15 protein-coding genes, 2 pseudogenes and 1 riboswitch are annotated in these 19,050 nt (G+C 63.6%); of the genes and pseudogenes, 9 read left to right on the top strand and 8 right to left on the bottom strand.

Translation table 11 applies throughout. From position 1 onward, the window contains the following. Positions 1-13 precede the first annotated feature (13 nt). The 6 genes from BMZ43_RS18770 to BMZ43_RS18745 form a co-directional block, all read right to left on the bottom strand. Positions 14-649: an urea amidolyase associated protein UAAP2 gene (locus BMZ43_RS18770; RefSeq protein WP_093255720.1), complete on the bottom strand. Its 636-nt coding sequence runs from the start codon at positions 647-649 to the stop codon at positions 14-16. A gap of 9 nt (positions 650-658) precedes the next feature. Continuing rightward, positions 659-1,369, bottom strand: a complete 711-nt coding sequence (locus BMZ43_RS18765) for an urea amidolyase associated protein UAAP1 (protein WP_017640186.1) — start codon at positions 1,367-1,369, stop codon at positions 659-661. An 11-nt stretch (positions 1,370-1,380) separates the two neighbouring features. Further along, complete coding sequence (locus BMZ43_RS18760; RefSeq protein ID WP_068384173.1) at positions 1,381-2,139, bottom strand: ABC transporter ATP-binding protein; 759 nt, start codon at positions 2,137-2,139, stop codon at positions 1,381-1,383. Beyond that, positions 2,139-2,951: an ABC transporter permease gene (locus BMZ43_RS18755; protein ID WP_027599335.1), complete on the bottom strand. Its 813-nt coding sequence runs from the start codon at positions 2,949-2,951 to the stop codon at positions 2,139-2,141. Before BMZ43_RS18755 ends, BMZ43_RS18760 begins: the two co-directional genes overlap by 1 nt. Positions 2,952-2,974: 23 nt before the next feature. Then, positions 2,975-4,039 carry a putative urea ABC transporter substrate-binding protein gene (locus BMZ43_RS18750; RefSeq protein WP_093255718.1) on the bottom strand — a complete coding sequence of 355 codons (1,065 nt, stop codon included), beginning with the start codon at positions 4,037-4,039 and terminating at the stop codon, positions 2,975-2,977. A gap of 51 nt (positions 4,040-4,090) precedes the next feature. Beyond that, a riboswitch (guanidine-I (ykkC/yxkD leader) is annotated at positions 4,091-4,190 on the bottom strand. A gap of 178 nt (positions 4,191-4,368) precedes the next feature. After that, positions 4,369-5,274, bottom strand: a complete 906-nt coding sequence (locus tag BMZ43_RS18745) for a LysR family transcriptional regulator (RefSeq protein ID WP_093255715.1) — start codon at positions 5,272-5,274, stop codon at positions 4,369-4,371. 171 nt (positions 5,275-5,445) lie between these two features. Between BMZ43_RS18745 and BMZ43_RS18740 the strand changes: the two genes are divergently transcribed. The 9 genes and pseudogenes from BMZ43_RS18740 (at position 5,446) to BMZ43_RS18695 (ending at position 17,287) form a co-directional block, all read left to right on the top strand. Beyond that, positions 5,446-6,966 carry an ABC transporter substrate-binding protein gene (locus BMZ43_RS18740; protein WP_093255713.1) on the top strand — a complete coding sequence of 507 codons (1,521 nt, stop codon included), beginning with the start codon at positions 5,446-5,448 and terminating at the stop codon, positions 6,964-6,966. A gap of 48 nt (positions 6,967-7,014) precedes the next feature. Next, on the top strand, positions 7,015-7,932 hold the full coding sequence (locus BMZ43_RS18735) for an ABC transporter permease (protein WP_093255710.1): 918 nt from the start codon (positions 7,015-7,017) through the stop codon (positions 7,930-7,932). 8 nt (positions 7,933-7,940) lie between these two features. Next, positions 7,941-8,848 (top strand): annotated as a pseudogene (locus tag BMZ43_RS18730) (ABC transporter permease). A 14-nt stretch (positions 8,849-8,862) separates the two neighbouring features. Beyond that, positions 8,863-9,858, top strand: coding sequence for an ABC transporter ATP-binding protein (locus BMZ43_RS18725; protein WP_093255708.1), 996 nt, complete (start codon positions 8,863-8,865; stop codon positions 9,856-9,858). Further along, positions 9,855-10,817 (top strand): ABC transporter ATP-binding protein, encoded by a 963-nt coding sequence (locus BMZ43_RS18720; protein WP_068384185.1) that lies wholly within the window; start codon positions 9,855-9,857, stop codon positions 10,815-10,817. Before BMZ43_RS18725 ends, BMZ43_RS18720 begins: the two co-directional genes overlap by 4 nt. Before the next feature lie 14 nt (positions 10,818-10,831). Further along, the gene (locus BMZ43_RS18715; RefSeq protein WP_068384187.1) at positions 10,832-12,226 is read left to right on the top strand and encodes a M20 family metallopeptidase; all 1,395 of its coding nucleotides are present in this window, start codon (positions 10,832-10,834) and stop codon (positions 12,224-12,226) included. Further along, positions 12,226-13,380, top strand: coding sequence for a M20 family metallopeptidase (locus tag BMZ43_RS18710; RefSeq protein ID WP_068384189.1), 1,155 nt, complete (start codon positions 12,226-12,228; stop codon positions 13,378-13,380). The genes BMZ43_RS18715 and BMZ43_RS18710 overlap by 1 nt, the downstream gene beginning before the upstream one ends. A 696-nt stretch (positions 13,381-14,076) precedes the next feature. After that, the gene (locus tag BMZ43_RS26160) at positions 14,077-14,355 is read left to right on the top strand and encodes a hypothetical protein (protein ID WP_143075235.1); all 279 of its coding nucleotides are present in this window, start codon (positions 14,077-14,079) and stop codon (positions 14,353-14,355) included. Between the two features lie 2,311 nt (positions 14,356-16,666). Then, the gene (locus BMZ43_RS18695; RefSeq protein ID WP_093251033.1) at positions 16,667-17,287 is read left to right on the top strand and encodes a tyrosine-type recombinase/integrase; all 621 of its coding nucleotides are present in this window, start codon (positions 16,667-16,669) and stop codon (positions 17,285-17,287) included. 117 nt (positions 17,288-17,404) lie between these two features. Here BMZ43_RS18695 and BMZ43_RS26155 read toward each other — a convergent pair. Continuing rightward, positions 17,405-17,488 (bottom strand): annotated as a pseudogene (locus BMZ43_RS26155) (integrase); the annotation flags it as partial. Between the two features lie 105 nt (positions 17,489-17,593). Then, a complete protein-coding gene (locus BMZ43_RS26570; RefSeq protein ID WP_177344779.1) occupies positions 17,594-18,580 on the bottom strand; it encodes a hypothetical protein in 987 nt (328 codons plus the stop codon). Positions 18,581-19,050: the final 470 nt, after the last annotated feature.

Genomic DNA, 19,050 nt, shown 5'->3' with positions numbered 1-19,050 from the left:
TGGCGTGTGCGGGTCAGTCCCATAGCAGCACCTCCGCCGGGGTGGGATTCCAGCCGTTGCAGGGGTTGTTCAACTGCGGGCAGTTGGAGATCAGCAGGATGACGTCGGTCTCGGCGCGCAACTCCACGTACTTGCCGGCGCCGGAGATACCATCGGCGAAGGTCAGGCCGCCGTCCGCGGTCACCGGCACGTTCATGAAGAAGTTGATGTTGGCGCCGATGTCGCGCTTGCCCAGGCGCCCGTCATGGCCACCGACACAGAGGAAGTTGTCGCGGCAGCTGTGCATCTGCCGGCGATCCAGGGCGTAGCGCACCGTGTTGCTCTCCTGGGAGCAGGCGCCGCCCAGGGTGTCGTGGCGGCCACAGGTGTCGGCGACGATGGTCAGCAGGGGATTGCCCAGGTTGGAATAGAGCACGCTGCCGGTCGACAGATAGACCCGGCCCTGGCGTCTCAGGGTGCGCTGGGGATCGTAGCGTTCCTGGGGGTTGGCGGCGGCGTAGAAGAGGGTGTCCACCGCCTGGTTGCCTTCCAGGTCATGGATGCGCAGGGTCTGGCCGGCCTTGACCTCCTTGAGGTAGGGCGCTCCGGCCGGCAGGAGGGCGCGGTAGCTGGCATCTTCCGGGCGTTTGGTGCTGGCGATCAGGGTCATGGCAGGGCCTCAGAGGAAGTAGCGGGCGGTGTTCTGGAAGGCGCGCTCGTTTTCCGGGCGCGAGGTGCGGCAGCGTTCGGCCACCTCGGGCGCCGCGCGCAACTGGGCGAGATCGACCGGGCGCGGCGCATAGACCGGGTCCGGGTCCAGCGGATGCTGCAGGGCGGTCAGCACCACCAGGGTGTTCATGGGGGCATGCAGCTCGATCAGATCGCCGGCGCGGGAGTTGCCGGGCACGAAGGCAAAGGCGCCCGCGGCATCCACGTCCACCCGGCTGAACAGGTTGAGGGTCATCAGCAGGTCTTCCAGGCCCAGGCCCCACTTGGCCAGTTCCACCAGCAGGTTGTCGGTGCCATTGCGGTGGAAGCCGTTGCGCAGCTCCTGATAGCGACCCGCGCCGTATTTCTCCGCCACCTCGGCGGCATTGGCCACGCCGCCAAAGCTGTCGTGCCAGCCGCAGGTGTCGCGCACCACGGCCGCCAGGACCCGCCCCATGTCGGAATAGAGGCAATGGCCGGCGGTGAGACGCGCGGTGTGCTGGCCCTTGAGGGTATCGGGCAGGTTCAACCGCTCGCTGCGGTCATCGGCATTGAACAGCAGCAGGCTGACGTTGGCGCCGCCTTCCACGTCGGTCAGCCGCAGGGTCTGGCCGCGGCGCAGGATGAAGGAGGCGGTGCCGCCGCCGGGGACGCGTTCCTGGTAGAGCAGTTCGTCAGTCATGGGCAACCTCGTCAGGTAAGGGCTGGCCGAGTCCCAGCCGCATGCACGGGCCGGGTCTTGGCGGTCAGGGGCAGGTCGTAGGTGATGCGGGCGCCATAGGCGCCGGGGGCTTGCAGGTCCTGGCGGACCTTGTCGAACACCAGTACCCGGGTGGCCAGGCTGAAGCCCTCGTGCAGGTCATGGGTGACCATGAACACGGTGAGCGGGCGCTCGTGCCAGAGCTCCAGCAGCAGGGCGTGCATGTCCTTGCGGATGCCGGGATCGAGGGCGCCGAAAGGCTCGTCCAGGAGCAGGATGCGCGGCCGGGCGATCAGCGCCTGGGCGATGGCGAGGCGCTGCTGCATGCCGCCGGACAGCTGCCCCGGGTACTTGCCCAGCGCCTGGCCCAGGCCGACGCGTTCGAGCAGGGCGGTGGCCTGTTCCCGGGCCTGGCGCTTGGCCGTGCCCAGCAGCCGGCCAAGCAGCGGGGACCTGGGCAATTCCAGGCCTAGGGCGACGTTGTCCAGCACGCTCAGGTGCGGAAACACCGAATAGCGCTGAAAGACCACGCCCCGCTCGGGATCCGGTTCCGCCGAGAGCGGCTGACCATCGATGCGGATCTCGCCGCGGCTGGGCCGCTCCTGCCCGAGCAGCAGGCGCAGGAAGGTGGACTTGCCGCAGCCGGAGGCGCCGACCAGGGCGCAGAATTCACCTTCGCGCACCTGCAGATTGAGGCCTTCGAGCACCACCTGCTCGCCATAGCGCTGCCAGAGATTGCGGACCTCGATCATCAGCGACCCTCCCCGTACCAGGGAAAGGCGCGCCGTGTCAGCAGGCGCAGGCCCGCGTCCAGCAGCCAGGCCAGCAGGGTGATCCAGGCGACATAGGGCAGGATCACGTCCATGGCCAGATAGCGCCGCACCAGGAAGATGCGATAGCCCAGGCCATCGGTGGCGGCGATGGCCTCGGCGGCGATGAGAAACAGCCAGGCGGCGCCCAGCTGCAGCCGCAGGGCGATGAGCAGGCGCGGCAGCAGTTGCGGCAGCACCAGGCGCAGGATCACCGTCCAGCTGTTGGCGCCCAGGGTCTGGGCCTTGATCAGCAGTTCGCGTGGCAGCTCCCGGGCGCGCTGGTCCAGCTCGCGGATCAGCACCGGGGTGACGCCCACCACGATCAGCATCACCTTGGCCAGTTCGCCCAGGCCGAAGACGATGAAGAGAATCGGCAGGATCGCCAGCGGCGGGATCATCGAGAGCACCGTCACCAGCGGCGACAGCGGTGCGCCGACCAGGGGCAGGCTGCCCGCGGCGATGCCCACCACCAGGGCGATCAGCGCGGCGATCCCCAGGCCCAGGCCCAGGCGTTGCAGGCTGGCCAGGGTGTCCTGCCAGAACGGATAACCCCCGGTACGCACGTCGGCGGTAAAGGCCAGGCGCTGCACCGCATCGGCCATCTGCGCCACGCTGGGCAGCAGCTTGTCGTTGGGGTTCTCCGCCAGCCGGGTGGCCGAGCCCACCAGATAGAGCAGGGCGAGCAGGGCGAAGGGCAGCAGGACCAGCAGGAGCCGGCCGCCCCGATCGGGATGCCGATTGATGAAGCGCATGGGCGTCGTCCTCGCGGCGGGGCTCAGAGCTTGCCGTTGGCGGCTAGCTGTACGAAGGTCGGATCGAAGCGCAGCTTGAGATTGCCCGCGTCCCCGCTGGTCTTGCCGCCCGGATAGGCGATGCCGATGGCCTCGGCGCTGGGTGCGCCCTGGCCCAGCAGGCCGTGTTCGAAGGAGAAGTGGGCGATGCGCTGCATGGTGGTCGGCAGCGCGGGATCCTTGACGAAGGCCAGGGCCTCGGCGGGCGTGGCGAACAGCCGGGTCTTGTCCAGTTGCGCGTGGAAGCCGGCGAGATCGGTACCCGAGGCCTTGGCCATGGCCTCCAGGGCCGCCTTGCCCTTGGCGTCGCCGGACTGCATCAGCGCCAGCATCTCGAACCAGGCACCGGTCAGGGCCTTGCCCAGGGCCGGGTTGTCCTTGAGCGTGGCGGTGTTCACCACCAGCATGTCGAGGATCTCGCCAGGGATCTTGCTGGAGTCGAACACCTCGGTGGTGTCTGGCTGAGACTTGATCTCGGCCAGCAGCGGATTCCAGGTCACCACGTTGCGCACGTCGGCGGTCTGGAAGGCAGCTACCATGTCGGCGTCGGAGGTGTTGACGGTGGTCAGGTCCCTCTCGCTCAGCCCCACGCTCTGCAGCGCCCGCGCCAGCAAATAGTGGGAGACGGAGAACTGCACCAGGTTGACCTGCTGGCCCTTGAGGTCGGCCAGGGTCTTGCCCTTGCCCTTCATCACCACGCCGTCGTTGCCGTTGGAGTAGTCGCTGACGATCAGCGCCGTGCTGTCCACGCCGCCGGCGGCCGGAATGGTCAGGGCGTCCATGTTGGTCATGGCGCAGCCGTCGAACTGGCCGGTGGTGTATTGATTGATGGATTCGACGTAGTCGTTGAGCTGCACGACCTCGATGTGGATGCCGTATTTCTTGGCCCACTTGTCGATGATGCCCTGGGCCTGGGCTTCGCCCCAGGGCATCCAGCCGGCATAGATCGTCCAGCACACCTTGAAGTCGTCGCGCGGCGCCGCCTGAGCGGTGGCACCGAGCAGCAGGGAACAACCGAGAACGAGCGAGGCGAGCAGGGGATGGCGCATGGGACCTCCAATAGGATGGACGACGGGACAGGAGCACGCGACTGGCGCTGTGTCTCCCGGGCTTTTGTCCCGCCGTGTAACCCCATCAGAGGTCGACGACTCTCGGACCAGACACCCGCACGAGCGAGTCGGAACCCTAGTCATCCATTGCAGATTGTGGTGCATCAAACCGGCTGGCCGGTGCTCCTGCACGCTATGGCCTTTGCCAGATGCGTGCCAGTTGCTGCCAGGCCCCGTGCCATGCTGATTGCTCGCCTGGACAATGAGGCTGCAACCAGCGCGCCGCCCCATCGCAGTGCGTTCGAAGCGGCGCAATGCACTGCTTTGACTCAGCGCCCCAGCGCCGCGATCAGCGCCTGGCGAAAGGCATTCACCGCCGGCGGCAATTCGCGACCCGCCATGCTCTGCAATTCGATCCGCCGCGCGGCCAGGCCTTCGTCCAGGAGGGGCAGGGCCACCAGTTGGCCTTCGCGCAGTCGACTACGCAGGCTCAGTTCGCTTGAGAGCGCCACGCCGCCGCCCAAGGCGGCGAAGCGATAGAGCGCCTGCATGTTGTTGCTTACCAGCACCGGCTCGAAGGAGAGTCCCTGGACGCCACAGCAGATGTCGAACAGCTGCCGCACCGTGGTATCGGGCATTGGCAGCGCCAGCGGAAAGGGCTGTAGATCGGCCAGGGTCAGCGCGGTACGGCCGGCGAGGGGATGTTCGGGCGCCACCACCGCCTCGATGGCGCCACTCAAGGTGGCGTCGACGCTGATGTCCGGCTCAGGCCTGAGGCTGAAGGTGAGGCCCAGGTCGGCATCGCCTTCCTGGACCTGGCGCGTGACCGCCGCCGGCGCGCAGACCTCCAGGGAAAAGTGGATACCGGCATAGCCCTGGCGAAAGGCAACGATGACCTCGGGCAGGAAGTCCAGCGAAAAGCCTTCGGTGGTGGCCAGACGCACCTGGCCGCGGCGCAGGTCGGCGAGGCCGCGCAGTTCGGCCGCCACCTGCTCGCTGGCCAGCTGCGCCTTGCGCGCATGCACCGCCAGACGCTCGCCGGCGGCGCTGGGCACCACCCCGCGAGCGCGGCGTTCGAGCAACGGCGTCTCCAGTTCGCGTTCCAGCTTGGCGATCTGGCGGCTCACGGCACTGGCCGCGACATTGAGCCGTTGGGAGGCTTCGCTGATGGAGCCGCAGCGCACCACCTCAAGGAAATAGCGCAGGGCGGTGGACTGGATTCCGTAGGGCTGCATGGGACCTCCTTTGCCGAAAAGGCATGACTCGCATCTAAATATTCTGCTTGTGGCATGGGATGGCAAGACCTAGAGTCGGATCAAGAGATCAATAACAGGCTTCAGCAAGACTTCCTTCCCCGCGTTTCGCGGACCTGCCTTTGACCAACCACCGCCCCGGAGACAGACGGCATGGGACTCAAAGGTTTCGCTTGTGGCATCGCGTTTTCCCTCTTTCTGGCCCAGGGCCAGGCTTTCGCCGGCAAGGCCAACGACACCCTGGTCTACGCCTCGGATACCGAGCCCGAGAACGTCAGCCCCTATCACAACGATGCCCGTGAAGGCGTCATCCTCGCCCACCTGGCCTGGGACACCCTGATCTACCGCGATCCCCAGACCGGCGAATACAAGCCGATGCTGGCCACCCACTGGCAGCAGGTCGATCCGCTGACCCTCGACTTCGATCTGCGCCAGGGCGTGACCTTCCACAACGGCGATCCCTTCACCGCCGATGACGTGGTCTTCACCTTCAACTACGTGGCCTCGCCCGAGGGCAAGGTGGTCACCCAGCAGAACGTCAACTGGATCAAGAGCGCCGAGAAGCTGGGCGAATATAAGGTCCGCCTGCACCTCAAGCAGCCATTTCCAGCCGCGCTGGAATACCTGGCCAATCCCTTGCCTATCTATCCCGGCAAGTACTTCCAGAAGGTCGGTCTGGCGGGCTTCGCGCAGAAGCCGGTGGGTACCGGGCCCTATCGCATCGTCGCGGTCACCAGCGGTCAGGGGGTCACGCTGGAGCGCAATCCGGACTATTTCAAGGACAGTCCCCAGGGGCAGCCGCGCATTGGCCACATCCAGTTCCGCGTCATCCCCGACGCCGAGACCCGTCTCGCCGAACTCATGACCGGCGGCATCGACTGGGCCTGGCGCGTGGCGCCGGACCAGGCCGAGCAACTCAAGGCCGCGCCCAATCTCACCGTGGAGAGCGGCGCCAGCATGAGGATCGGCTTCCTCAGCATGGATGCCCAGGGCAGCTCCAGTCCGGATTCGCCCTTTGCCAAGGCAGAGGTGCGCCAGGCGATCAATTACGCGATCAACCGTAAAGCCATCGCCAGTCAGCTCATGGGGGGCGGCAGCCAGCCGCTGCAGGTGGCGTGCTATCCGGAGCAATTCGGTTGCGACGCCAAGGCGGTACCGGGCTACCCCTACGACCCGGCGAAGGCCAAGGCCCTGCTCAAGGCCGCCGGCTATCCCAACGGTTTCAGCACCGAGATCTTCGCCTACCGCGACCGCGACGTGGTCGAGGCGCTGATCGGGGACCTGCGTGCGGTGGGCATCGACGCCAAGCTGCGCTATCTGAAATACGCCGCCCTGCGTGACCAGCAGCGCGCCGGCAAGGTGCCCATGGCCTTTCTGGCCTGGGGTTCCTTCTCCATCGCCGATGCTTCGGCGGCCACCGGCGTCTACTTCAAGGGCAACGCCGACGACGTGGCCAAGGATCCCCAGGTGATCGACTGGCTCAAGGTGGCCGACACCGCCATGGACCCGGCCGTGCGCAAGGAGAACTACCGCAAGGCGCTGCAGCGGATCGCCGAGCAGGCCTACTGGGCGCCGGTGTTCAACTATTCCATCAATTACGCCTTCACCTCGGACCTGGCCTTCCAGCCCTATCCGGACGAATTGCCGCGCTTCGCCCTGGCCCACTGGAACTGATCCGTCCCGGCGCCCCCCACGGGGGCGCCCCTAGCCGAGGAGCTGAGCATGTCCGCATACCTCCTGCGCCGCCTGGGTATCGCCCTGGCCGTGGCCTTTACCGTTTCCCTCATCAGTTTCTTCCTGCTGCACCTGTCCGGCGACCTGGCCACCGCCATCGCCGGCCCCGAGGCCACCGCCGAACAGATCGAGGTGGTGCGTCATCAACACGGACTCGACAAGCCCCTGGCGACCCAGTACGTCGAGTGGGTCGGGCAGTTGCTGCGGCTGGACCTGGGGCAGTCGTTCTTCTTCCAGGAATCGGTGCGGGATCTCATCGCCAGCCGCCTGCCCATCACCCTGACCCTGGGCGCCATCGCGCTGCTGGTGGCGCTGCTCATCGCCATCCCGCTCGGGGTGCTGGCCGCGGTCCGGCGCGACACCTGGATCGACCGCCTGGCGCTGACCCTGGCGACCTTTGGCCAGGCGATGCCCAGCTTCTGGTTCGCCCTGGTGCTGATCGTCGTCTTCGCCGTGACCCTCAAGTGGCTACCGGTATCTGGCAACACCACCTGGCAGCACTTCATCCTGCCGGCGATCGCCCTGGGCTACTACGCCACCCCCTCGCTGATGCGCCTGACCCGCGCCGGGATGCTCGACGTGCTGGGCGCCGACTACATCCGCACTGCCCGGGCCAAGGGCCTGAGTCCGGCGCGGGTACTGTTCAAGCACGCCCTGCGCAATGCGCTGATCCCGGTGGTGGCCCTGGCCGCGGTGGAGTTCGGCTTCATGCTGGGCGGCTCGGTGGTGATCGAGGCGGTGTTCTCGCTGCAGGGCATTGGCCAGCTGGCCTGGGACGCCATCGCCCGCAACGACTTTCCGGTGGTGCAGGCCATCGTCCTCTTGATCGCGTTGATCTACATCGTGCTGACACTGGTGGCCGATCTGCTCAACGCCTTGCTCGACCCGCGCATTCGCGTGCGCTAGGAGGCTCCATGACCGTCGCCAATCCCTTCGTGCTCGACGACTATTTGCCTTGCCCCCGCGCCCGACGCTGGGCCGCCAGCTGCGCCGCTGGTTCGGTCACCGCGGCTTCGCCCTGGGCGCCGTGCTGCTCGTCGTCATCGTCTTCGCCGCCCTGGCCGCGCCCTGGCTGGCGCCCCACGACCCCTATGCCCAAGACGTGATGCAGCGGATGAAACCACCGGTATGGATGGCCAAGGGCACCTGGGCCCATCCGCTGGGCACCGACAAGCTCGGCCGCGACTATCTCTCCCGGCTGCTCTATGGCGCGCGCATCTCGCTATTCATCGGCCTTGCCGCGGCGCTCATCTCCGGCGCCATCGGCACCTTGCTCGGGGTGTTGGCTGGCTACTACGGCGGCAAGATCGACGCCCTGGTGAGCTACCTGGTGACCACCCGCCTGGCCCTGCCGGTGGTGATGGTGGCCCTGGCCGCCGCCTCCCTGGTAGGTGGCTCGCTGCAGGTGGTGGTGATCCTGCTCGGCTGCCTGCTATGGGATCGCTTCGCCGTGGTGGTGCGTGCCGCCGTGCAGCAGATCCGCGACGCCGAATACGTGGCCGCCGCCCAGGCGCTGGGCTGTTCACCCTGGCGGGTCATCGTCGGCGAGATCCTGCCCAACGTGCTGGGGGCGCTGATCGTGGTGATCACCCTGGAGATGGCCCACGCCATCCTGCTGGAGGCGACCCTGTCCTTTCTCGGCGTTGGCGTGCAGCCACCGTTGCCGTCCTGGGGCCTGATGATCGCCGAAGGCAAGCCCTACATGTTCTTTTCGCCCTGGGTGATCGCCATTCCCGGCATCGCCCTCATGCTGCTGGTGCTGGCCATCAATCTGGTCGGTGACGGTATCCGGGACCTGGCCGCGCCCAGCGGGCGCAACTAAGCGGAGGACTGACCATGGCACTGCTCGACGTTAAAGACCTGCGCATCGACATCCCCCTGGGGGACGACACCCTGCACGCCGTGCGCGGCCTGGACCTGCAGGTGGAGCGGGGCGAGATGCTCTGCCTAGTGGGCGAATCCGGCTGCGGCAAGTCGCTCACCTCCCTGGCGCTGATGGATCTGCTGCCGCGCCAGGCCCGGCGCCAGGCGGCGCGGCTGATGCTGGGCGAACACGACCTGCTGACCCTGGGTGAAAGGGGCATGCGCGACCTGCGCGGCAATCGCCTGGCGATGATCTTCCAGGAGCCCATGACCGCCCTCAATCCGGCCTACAGCATCGGTGATCAGCTCGCCGAAGTACTGCGGCGCCACCGCAGGCTGGGCCGCAAGGCCGCCAGGGCACGGGCCGAGGCCATGCTGGAAAAGGTCGGCATCAGCAACGCCGGCGAGCGCCTGCGCCAGTATCCGCACCAGCTCAGCGGCGGGTTGCGGCAACGGGTGATCATCGCCATGGCGCTGCTGTGCGAACCGGACCTCATCATCGCCGACGAGCCCACCACGGCGCTGGACGTCACCATCCAGGCGCAGATCCTGCACCTGTTGCGCGACCTGCAGCGGGAATTCGGCACGGCCATCGTCTTCATCACCCACGACCTGGGGCTGGTGGCGCGCATCGCCGATCGGGTAGCGGTCATGTATGCCGGCCAGATCGTCGAGCAGGCACCGGCCGCCGAGCTGTTCGCCGCCCCCCGACACCCCTATACCCGTGGGCTGCTGGCGAGCATCCCGGTACCGGGCCGGACCCGTCCCGGGCAGCCGCTGGGTGCCATTCCCGGCCTGGTCCCCAGCCTGGTCGGCGAGCAGCACGGCTGTGCCTTTCGCAACAGATGCCCGCAGGCGGTGGCGGCCTGCGCCGACAGCGTGCCCTTGTTGGAGGAGGGCGCGCACCTGGCGCGTTGCCACTTCGCCCTGCCCAGCGAACCCCTGCGCCGGGTCGGAGGTGTGCGATGAGCCGCGAGATCGCCCTGGAACTGTGCGACATCCGCCGCGAATTCACCCTGGGTCGCGGCCTGTTCCGCCCGCCGGCCACCCTCAAGGCGGTGGATGGCATTTCGTTGCGGCTCTATCGCGGCGAGACCTTGGGGCTGGTGGGGGAATCGGGGTGCGGCAAGAGCACCCTGGCCAAGCTGCTGCTGGGGCTGCTGGCGCCCACCAGCGGCGACATCCTGGTAGGCGGCGAGCACCTGCGTGGAGTGGATCGCAAGCGCATGGCCCGGCATATCCAGCCGATCTTCCAGGACCCGTATTCGTCGCTCAATCCGCGCAAGACGGTGCGCGAGATCGTGGCGCTGCCGCTCAAGGTGCATGGCCTGGGCACGCCCGCCGAGCAGCAACGGCGGGTCGCGGAGATGCTCGACGTGGTGGGCTTGCCACGGCGCGCCGCCGACAGCCATCCCGGTCAGCTCAGTGGCGGCCAGCGCCAGCGGGTGGCCATCGCCCGCGCCCTGGTGATGCGCCCGGACGTGCTGATCTGCGACGAACCCACCTCGGCGCTGGACGTCTCCGTGCAGGCGCAGATCCTCAATCTGCTGCTGGAACTCAAGCGTGAATTCGGCCTGACCTATCTGCTCATCAGCCACAACCTGGCGGTGGTGGAGCACCTGGCCGACCGGGTGGCGGTGATGTACCTCGGCAAGATCGTCGAGGAGCGCGAGCGAGCGGCGCTGTTCGCCCAGCCGGCGCATCCCTATACCCGGGCGCTGCTGGATGCGGTGCTCACCCCTGATCCCAGCCTGGGCCTGCCGGCGCTGGGCCTGGGCGGCAGCTTTCCCAATCCCATCTCGCCGCCCAGTGGCTGCGCCTTCCATCCCCGCTGCCCGCGCTGCTTCGGCCCCTGCGCCGAGCGCTATCCGGAACGTGAACCCATCCCCGGCGGCAGCAAGCGCTGCCACCTCCCCGAACCCGCCTGACCCCGGAGTCCGCCATGACCAGCCGTACCCATGCCCTTGAGCTTGCCGCCGCGCACTTCGACAGCGGCGCCTTCCGTGCCCGGCTCGCCACCGCCGTGGCCCATCCCACCGAAAGCCAGGAACCCGAGCGCCAGGCGGAGCTGCAGCGCTACCTGAATGAGTTCATCGCCCCCTATGTGGCCAGTCTCGGCTTCACCAGCCGGCAGCTGGACAATCCGGTCGCCGGCAAGGGACCGTTGCTGATCGCCGAGCGGATCGAGGATCCGGCGTTGCCGACCCTGCTCAGCTATGGCCACGGTGACGTGGTGCGTGGCGATGCCAGCCGCTGGCGCGAAGGCCTTGCGCCCTGGACCCTGGTGGAGCAGGGCGAGCGCTGGTACGGCCGCGGCACCGCCGACAACAAGGGCCAGCACCTGCTCAACCTGGCGGCGCTGGAACAGGTGATCGCCGCCCGCGGCGGACGCCTGGGCTACAACGTCAAGCTGCTGCTGGAGATGGGCGAGGAGATCGGCTCGGTCGGGCTGCGCGCCTTTTGCCAGGAGCAGCGCCAGGCGCTGGCCGCCGATCTGTTCATCGCGTCCGACGGTCCGCGGGTTTCGGCATCCCGGCCAACGCTGTTCCTGGGTGCCCGGGGCACCTTCAATTTCGACCTGCACCTGGAGCTGCGCGATGGCGGCCATCACTCCGGCAACTGGGGCGGACTGCTGGCCAATCCCGGCATCATTCTCGCCCACGCCCTGGCCAGCCTGGTGGATGCCCGGGGCCAGATCCAGGTCGCGGGGCTCAAGCCCACCGAGCTGCCCGCACCGGTGCGCAGGGCGCTGGCCGACATCGAGGTGGGCGGCGCGCCGGGTGATCCGGCCATCGATCCCCTCTGGGGCGAGCCTGGGTTGACCCCAGCCGAACGCGTCTATGGCTGGAACACCTTCGAACTACTGGCCTTCACCACCGGCAATCCCGAGGCACCGGTCAATGCCATTCCTGGTAGTGCCCGTGCCCACTGCCAAATCCGCTTCGTCGCCGGCTGCGACTGCACGACCTTCATCCCGCTGATCGAGGCGCACCTGGCCGAGCAGGGTTTCGCCGCGGTGCGGGTCACCCGTGCCAAAGACGAGATCCTCCACGCCTCGCGCCTGGACCCGGAGAATCCCTGGGTGGACTGGGCCCTGACGTCCCTGACCCACACCCTGGGCGCAAAGCCCGCCTTGCTGCCCAATTTCGGCGGCGGCTTGCCCAATGACATCTTTGCCGACATTCTCGAACTGCCCACCCTCTGGGTACCTCATTCCTATCCCGCCTGCTCCCAGCACGCGCCCAATGAGCATCTCCTGGCCCCGGTCGTGCGGCAGGGGCTGCAACTCATGGCCGGGCTGTTCTGGGACCTGGGCGATCGCTGGAGCCGCAGCTGATGTCCCTTGCCAAGACTACTGCCCTGGAGTGGCTCGCCACCCAGCGCGAGCCGATGACCCGTCTCCTGCAACGCCTGGTCGATACCGATTCCAACAGCTACGACAAGGCCGGCGTGGATGCCGTCGGCGCCGTGCTCACCGCCGCCCTGGACGAAGACGGCATTGAGGTCACCCGGACGCCGGTTACCGACTTCGGTGACGTCCTTGCCGCCCAGGTGGGGCCCGCCACGGGCGCCGCGGTGCTGCTGCTGGGCCATCGCGACACCGTCTTTCCGCCGGGTACCGTGGCCAGCCGCGGCTTCACCCAGGATGCCCGCCAGGCCTATGGTCCCGGTGTCGCGGACATGAAGGGTGGCCTGGTGGCGAGCTGCTTCGCCTTGCGCGCGCTGAAGCGCGCCGGCGAGTTGCCGTTTCCGGTGCGGGTGCTCTACACCGGCGATGAAGAGATCGGCTCCGGCACGGCTCGCCCATACCTGGAAGCGGCGGCCCGCGGCGCCCGGGCCGTGCTCAACTGCGAGCCCGGGCGGGTCAGTGGCAACGTGGTCAAGGCGCGCAAGGGCGGCGCCACCCTGGCCATCAGCGTGAGCGGTCGTGCCGCCCATGCCGGCGTCAGCCACGCCGAGGGCGCCAGCGCCATCCAGGCCCTGGCGCTCAAGGTGGTCAAGCTGCACGCCCTGACCGACTACGAGCGTGGCATCACCACCAATGTCGGTCTCATCGAGGGCGGTACCTCGAGCAATACCGTGGCGCCCAGCGCCACCGCGCGCCTGGACGTGCGCTTCGTCGCCCTGGCCGACTGGCCCGAGCTGCAGAAGCGCATAGAGGCCATCGTCGCCGAGGGAGAGCTGCCGGGAACCCGGGCCAGCGTCATCACCGCCGGCCTGTTCCTACCCATGGAAGAGTACCTGAGCCGTGACCTGCTGGCGCTCTACCAGCGCGAGGCGCAAGCACTCGGCTTCAGCGTGGAGGGGGAGTTCACCGGCGGTTGCGCCGACTCCGGCTTTACCGCCAGCCTGGGTGTGCCCACTCTCTGTGGCCTGGGCCCGATTGGCGGCAAGGTGCATACCGACGCCGAGTTCCTGGTGCTCGACACCCTGGTCCCGCGCACCCAGGCGCTGGTGGCCACCATCCTGGCTCTAGCCGTAAAGGCTTGATCCTCTTGTCGGTTTCCGAAACAGGTGCGACTCCTAGCCGGCGAGGGCCACAAGTGGCGACTTTAGATTTTCGAAACTGCTGCGACTGCCTGCGGAATTTTCCGTGAACAATTTTTAGGGATGGCCTTTAATAGGTGGGAACAGCTCGGAGGCCTGCTATCGACCCATAGCTGCCGTTCAGGCCCGCAATTGATCGCCAACACCGTCTCTCTTGACCTGCCTTAGTTGAGCACGTCCGCTGGCTGCGGGACCTGTGCTTCCCTGTGTCGATCAGACATTTGGATCTGCGATGACTTTGATTCCCTGGCCACCACCGGCGTCTGCTGACTTCCAAGATCGGCGGCGTCTCCGGCGACTTAGTCACTGCGGAGAGCTGCTGTGCCCACCTGAAATAGCGCGGCAAATGCAAGTGAGGTCTATACGCCCGCCTGTCTGATTGCAGGGAGCGGCAAACTGATCTGTAGATGCAACTGCGCTAGCTCGAAGAGTTTTTAATCTGGAAATTTCACCTGTATTTCACGCTAATTTCACAATCAGGACCTAAAAACGCGCCGCGCCTCATGGGGGCAGAATATTTACACCTGTCAACATGTAAATGACCAATCGAGACATTGCTTGTCGGCGACTAGTGGTAGAACGTGCTCCTCGTTATCACGATATCTTTTACAGCAATAGGTACTGCTCGGGAGCTCGTCGATGACTCGTTATCTTCCTATACCTGCATCTCTTGATCGAGATTATTTACTTGGCGTTCATGTCCTCTTGTCACAAAAAATTGACCGCCTGCGTGCTATGGACGTTAGAAGCCCTGACTTTCAGCAGCAATTACGTCACTTCGAGTACATTACAGCGAGAGTTCTTGATTTAGTCGAAGAATTGAAAATTAGGCTTGCTATTGAAGAGAATCGCATTCCGGAGTTGAGTGGTGGGCTCATGCTACCAAAGCGCAATTATCGCTTGATGAGCGACTCATAAAAGCTTAGAGACAACTAGCATGCATGAGAGTCACCGCGCAAGCAGTAATATATCCATTGTTACAGCATGGTCAGAACCTTCGGAATTGCCTGAACATCCGCGTTTAAAGCAGCCTCATGTATTTGCTATTCTTGAAAAGCTTAATAGGAGTCTTGCGTCCGCCCAGCGGCAGCATGTGATTGATATTAAAAAGTGCTATTCTTCGTTTAGCCGCGCGACTATTGATCGGCTGCTGGAGAAGCTGCAGCATACTTAAGATTATGATATATTGATTAATGTGTCTCACTAGAAATTTTCTTCAAAATAGACCAAGGTAATGCATATGAGTCCTCACTATACGCTTGCCCACTCGCAACAATTAGCAAGTAAACTGTCACGCAAACTCATTAACTATACGTTGCTAGTAAGTCCACCCGCTCCTGATGGCGCTATCTTCGCGCACTTTTATTCGCCCTCCAACAATCGCGCACTCACAATCTCCTTTGATGCACAGACAATCCATAAAGACGATTATATTCGCGAGCGGCTATCTACAATTTCGTAGGAGTCGATATGTTAGCCACGAGAAGCTAGCGGTGTTGCTAGCCCTGGACGCGGTCTTTATCGCCTCAACCTATACTCGTCGCTTTCTAGCGGGGCTCCGGGCGTAGAGCCAACCAGCTTTCTTCCTGCTGCTCGGTCTGAGACTGGCTGGGTCTATCTGTCCTGACTTCACCGTAAGCTTCCTGCAATGCGGCTACCTCTCCATTGCGACTAATCTTGGCGGCGGCCGCAATTACGTTCGCCTTCACTGCAGGCGCTGGCGTCTTCTGGGCAGTCAAAGCAACCTTGGTGGTCCGGCGCCAGTCCTGTGAGCAAATGGGGCGGATGGCGGCATTGGCAGTGATCTGCTTGATGCGTTTAGTCCGAGCGCGCTATGGATGGCACTGCCCTTCCCATGCCTTCTATCTTTCTAATTCGTAGCGGCATCACTAGCGCCGACTTTTTCATTGCTAGTCTTCTACTTTCGCCTTTCCGCTCCATCCTCTGTCGCGCGCAATCGGTGAGCCATGTACGCGTTTTAGTGGCCTACGGGCAAAGTTCGCCGCGGATACTGGCCGCAATGGATTCCATCGAGCAGATGTCAAGGATCGATAATGCCGACCCCTTATAAGAGGCTGTCTTACCGGTAATGCGGTTTCGAACGATAAGGACCCGATCATCCGGATCATGAAGGCTTCGTCTAAGGGACACTTCGAAATCGGATGGGAAAAACGCCTGGACGTAGGCATGTAACCTTAGCTGCTCAACTTCATAACGCATGGCTTCATCCTTATATGATCGATGCGTCCAGGCTACCTGCGCCAGGTACGCTTCGATCAAGCGTAAGCGTTAAGCAATTTTTTCAGTGGGAAGCTTTCCTGCTATGTAGGGGAGATGTGCTCAGTCGCTAGTCTTATCGCTACCTCCTCTACCAATTCCTTGGTGAGCTGAGTGAGGTCTTCGAATTCTCGGAGAATCTTAGCCAGCTTAGGGTCATCCATCCTTAATCGGTGAAGCTCATGGAGACGGGCATTGAGGTGGCGATGCACGCAGAGCAGGTATTGCCGCGACGGGCTATCTGGTATAGGTAAGAAGCTTTCCATGACGCTTTCTCCAATGCGTGATCCACAGTTGGTTATCGTCCCACTTTCTGCATTGTTTAACGGCCGGCACAAGCGAGCCTTTTGTGCTTTTGGGGTACTGAAAAGGATCTTTCTGATCTGAACGGCGGAACCCCGTCATATGGCTCACCGGCAACGGTATGGTGCTTGCTCTATGTCAAGTTCCCCTCCGGGATCAAGTCAGCGCTTGCAAACGATTGCCCTGAACCATATCTGCTCGAGCGCCTGATTACATGGAACAACCCTCGGGCGTCCAACCTAAAGCGCTAGCGCTCCGGTCAGCCGTGTGTCATGGATGATGACTCGGAAATAGAGCTGCAGAAACTTGTAAAGCAAGGGCGGTTCACGACGGTGAAAGGAAGATCTACTTTTATGGTAGATTGGGCCAGTCCATGCGAGCAGTGAGACCAAGCGTCCACTGATATGTGCCTCACCGCTTTGCAGCAATAAAAGCGATAGCGAACCAGCCTCTAGATTTCGCGTGTCATCTGATTGCGTACTACGCGTCATCGCCTAGCCTGCTAGTGGTCACATCTGTCACCGGGGTCGTTATCCGAAACTGAAGGCCGTTTCTGGCCGTTTCCACCTCGGTGGCCGGCTGATGGGACGGATAGCTCCGTCCCATGGTCGGGCCCATGCTTGTACACCCTCACTGAGGAGAACAAGCCATGAAAGCGATAACAGTCGTTAGCCGCGAGCCTTGGAACAAGGGAAAGCTCGTTGGTCAGAAAGCCCCGCTCAGGATTAGGGATATCTGGGCTATCCGCGTCAGACTCCAGCTTGCGGAGAAGACCAGGGACTTGGCTCTTTTTGACCTGGCAATCGATAGCAAGCTGCGCGCCTGTGACCTCACCAGACTGCGCGTGCGGGACATAGCCCACGGGGAGCACGTCTCACCGAGAGCTATCGTGATGCAGTTAAAAACTCATCGTCCGGTGCAGTTTGAGATCACAGAGCAAACACGCTCAGCGGTGGAGGCTTGGATACGCCATGCCAAGCTTCGAAGCGAGAATTTCCTGTTCCCAAGTAGGCTTGCCCACTCCGAGCATATCTCCACCCGACAGTACGCACGGATCGTCAAAGCCTGGGTGACAGCGATTGGTTTGGATCCAGCCTTGTACGGAACCCATACCCTGCGGCGAACCAAGGCGTCGCTGATCTACCGCAGGACAAAGAACCTTAGGGCCGTACAACTCTTACTGGGCCATACGAAGCTGGAGAGCACTGTCAGGTACCTTGGCATCGAGGTGGACGATGCTCTGGAGATGGCCGAACAGACAGAGGTTTAGCCGCATGACCTGGCGACGGCTGCGGGGCCGTCGCTATCCGACCCAAAGCTGCGGTCGGGGGATGGCAGCCAATGGCCAGTTAGCGACTGGTCTAACTTTAGCCGGCGCTACACAAGATCAAACGTCAGTCTGTTCCGCCATTTCTAATGTGTCATCAACCTCAATCCCCAGGTATGGAACAGTGCTCTCCAGCTTCGTATGCGCGCACCTACTGCTTGCCTAGGTGTCGCAGACCCGGGACCGTGAGCTACAAATTCACTCGACGCCGCTTGCGATGGAGGTCATAGAACGCATCTGGGTAGGCTATCAACCGCTAGACCGGCGACGTTTCGCCAGCCGTACCGAGCGGCGCTTGTTTCGCCACAAGCGGCGTACGTCGCCAAGCGGCGCGGTACCAATGCGGATGGACCAGTATGCCCACCCGGTGGTAGTCATCAGGCCACGGCGCTGCTTTTGCTCTTCCAGTAGCACCAGCTCCTTGATGTACCGGTAAAACCCGGCATCGCTGAGATAGTCGTCGTTGGCGCGCTCGACTGCTCTGTGCCCTAGTCCGGTAACCATATCGAGAATGCACGCCACAGGTAGGACGCACGTGGCTATCGGTACCACGATTATCTGGAACAATGCCGAGTAGGCGAATGAGAAGTCCGACCAGAGTGTTGGAATCGCAGGATAGAACGTTTCCTTGTCGATGAGGGCCACGACCACTGCCGCTATCACAGCGAGAAGCCCACCCAAGTACGTCGCGAAATTGCCTGCACTCGGGAGGCTGAAAAAGTGGCGTGTACGAAGGGTTGCGGGGCTACCGGCGCGTTGCTCAAGAGCCTGACGCCACTCCCATTGTTCGATGAGCTCTTTGGCCAGCTGGGCAAAGTCTTCTCGGCCAGCGAATTGTTCGGAGATCATTCGCCGCTTCGCTCGATCCGTTGCCGCCATGGCCTGCCGGATGCCCAAGATTCTCTTGCCCGGGTGATTTCGGGCGAAGCGACGCCGGTCGACCTCTATCAGGATCTGGGCGAGGCCCAGCAGCATCGGGATCTCCCAAAAGAGAGTCCAATAGGAGAGATTGGCGTAGGTCGGAAGTTGCAGATAGACGTGGTGGTAGAAGAAAAGCGCTATCGACAGGACGACAAGCAACATCGATGAGGCGAAGAGGATAAAGATTCGCGATCCCCAGACGAAGCTAGGTATGAGTCGGAATTCCCGTCGAAAGGTCTTAACGTGGTGGGCCACGGTCCGCATGGCTAGCTTCCCTGCTTGTTGATCGCTGAAGATATTCCAGGGCAATACCATGTCACCAGCGACGCTTGTCCGTCCGTGGCCATAACCGCGACGACTGGCTACCCATTCGCCGATAGGTATCGATCCGTTGCGGCCGGATCCGAGCTGATGAGCCAATCACCTTCTGCTGGAACGGCGCGGATGCTGTCCACGCGGTTGAGCGGTACCCGGTAGGTCTTACAGGACCTGAATGCCTAGACCTCAGCGTCACTGGCGATCTTCATGTCTATGGCATCCTGCATAGTGGCGACCTGGGTGCTGGCGTACTGCAGAAGCAGGGCGCGTTACCGGGTAGCCAGGTCCTTCGCTGCGGCCAACTAGGCTGCCTCGTTCATATTGAGATTTCCTATAGAAGCGGCGAGATTCAAGGCTGACCACAATACCACTTGGCTTACGCTAACTTACCGTGATCCAGGTTAATGAAAGCGCGAAGGGCACTTCTGGCCATAAACAACCTGCCGAAACCGTCAGCTTTGGGTCGA

The organism is Pseudomonas sp. Snoq117.2, from assembly GCF_900110545.1.
In the GTDB taxonomy this organism is placed as follows: Bacteria; Pseudomonadota; Gammaproteobacteria; order Pseudomonadales; family Pseudomonadaceae; genus Chryseomonas; species Chryseomonas benzopyrenica.
This window is presented reverse-complemented; position numbering and strand designations above follow the sequence as displayed.